Annotated in this window: 3 protein-coding genes; all 3 read right to left on the bottom strand. The window is 61.4% G+C overall.

Translation table 11 applies throughout. The annotated features are described in order from the left end of the window. The coding region (locus tag G544_RS20980; protein WP_036024542.1) for a fumarate reductase at positions 1-140 on the bottom strand (140 nt) is incomplete at its 3' end. Positions 141-157: 17 nt separating this feature from the next. After that, complete coding sequence (locus G544_RS0117920) at positions 158-892, bottom strand: succinate dehydrogenase/fumarate reductase iron-sulfur subunit (RefSeq protein WP_027275858.1); 735 nt, start codon at positions 890-892, stop codon at positions 158-160. Next, on the bottom strand, positions 885-1,889 hold a 1,005-nt coding region (locus tag G544_RS0117915; protein WP_027275857.1), incomplete at its 5' end, for an FAD-binding protein. The genes G544_RS0117920 and G544_RS0117915, both read right to left, overlap by 8 nt.

Below are 1,889 nucleotides of genomic sequence, written 5' to 3'. Positions count from 1 at the left end.
ACCCCAATCAGCACCACAATGCTGAACCACACCGCCGGAACGGCAGTGAGTTCGCGGAACATATAGAACTTATAGAACCCCAGGTTCTTCCACCAGGAAGCCTTCATCTCACGGACATAGGGTTTACGTTTGGTCATCATCATCGTCTCCTACTCCCTTACTGGGGCTTCAGCATGGCAATCATAAAGTCTTTGGCGCTCTCGGCCTTACCCTGTTGGATAGCCGACGCCGGGTCCACGTGCTTCGGACAGACTTCAGAGCAATAGCCCACAAAAGTACAGCTCCACACGCCGTTCTTGCCGTTAAGCTGCTTCATCCGCGCCTTCTTGCCCTTGTCGCGGGTGTCGAGGTTGTAGCGGTGGCCCAGCGTAATCACGGCCGGCCCGATGAATTCGGGGTTCAGACCGAACTGCGGGCAGGCGGCGTAACACAGGCCGCAGTTGATGCAGCCGGAGAACTGATGGTATTTCTCCATCTGCGCCGGGGTCTGCAGGGTCGGGCCGTTCTCGGGCTTGAGCGCGTCATTGATGATGTAAGGCTTGATGGCCTCCAGGCTCTCAATGAAGTGGGTCATGTCGACCACCAGGTCGCGCTCGATGGGGAAGTTGCCCAGCGCTTCGACCTTCATGCCCTGCGGGTAGTCGCGCAGGAAGGTTTTACAGGCAAGCTTGGGCACCTTGTTGACCATCATGCCGCAGGAGCCGCAGATAGCCATCCGGCAGGACCAGCGGTAGGAGAGGTCGGGCGCCAGATGGTCCTTGATGTAGCCCAGCGCATCCAGCAGCGAGGTGGACGCATCGTAAGGCACATCGTAGGCCTCGAAGCGCGGCTCGGCGTCATGCTCGGGGTTATAGCGCATGACTTCTACTTTGAGGGTGTTCATCTCAGACATTCGCCTGCTCCTTCTTCAGTGCTTCTTCTTTCGCCTGGGCTTCGGCTTCAGCGCCATAGACGCGCTTGGCCGGCGGCAGGGTGGTAATCTTCACGTCGCTGTAGTCAATGCGCGGCGCGCCGCCTTCAGGGTTGTAGAAGGCCAGCGAGTGCTTGAGGAAGTTGACGTCGTCACGCTCGGTGCAGCCTTCGTCCAGACGCTGGTGCGCTCCGCGGGATTCGCGACGCAGCAGGGCGGAGTGAGCCATACATTCGGCCACGTCAAGGCTGTGGCCCAGCTCGATGGTGTAAAGCAGGTCGGTATTGAAGACGCTGGTGCGGTCGGTGATGCGAACGCGCTTGTAGCGGTCTTTCAGCTCGGTGAGCTTGTCGACGGTCTTTTGCATCAGCTCTTCGGTACGGTAGATACCGCAGCCTTCTTCCATACTGGTGCCCATCTCGTCGCGGATATCGGCCCAGTTCTCGGTGCCTTCCTGCTTGAGCAGGGCATGCAGGCGGGCTTCGATGTCGGATGCCTGTGCGTCCAGGGCAGCGCCGTTGGCGGCGTTGGCGGTCTTGGCGCGCTCAAGGGCGTGCTCGCCGGCGACGCGGCCAAAGACCACCAGCTCGGCCAGCGAGTTGGAGCCCAGGCGGTTGGCGCCGTGCATGCCGACGGAAGAACATTCGCCGACGGCGAACAGGCCGGTCAGACGGGTCTCACACTGCTGGTTGGTCTCGATGCCGCCCATGGTGTAGTGCGCGGTCGGACGTACCGGGATAGGCTCTTTCACCGGGTCGACGCCGACGTAGGCCTTGGCCAGTTCGCAGATGAACGGCAGGCGCTCGAGCAGCTTCTTCTCGCCCAGGTGGCGCAGGTCAAGGTAAACGACGTCGCCGCGCGGGGTCGGGATGGTGCGACCGGCGCGCCATTCGTGCCAGAAGGCCTGAGAGACCTTGTCGCGGGGGCCGAGTTCCATGTACTTGTTCTGTGGCTGGCCGAGCGGGGTTTCAGGTCCGAG

Origin of the sequence: Leminorella grimontii ATCC 33999 = DSM 5078 (assembly GCF_000439085.1) — a bacterium.
In the GTDB taxonomy this organism is placed as follows: Bacteria; Pseudomonadota; Gammaproteobacteria; order Enterobacterales; family Enterobacteriaceae; genus Leminorella; species Leminorella grimontii.
The sequence above is the reverse complement of the archived record's forward strand: the minus strand, read 5'-3'. Positions and strand labels throughout refer to the sequence as shown.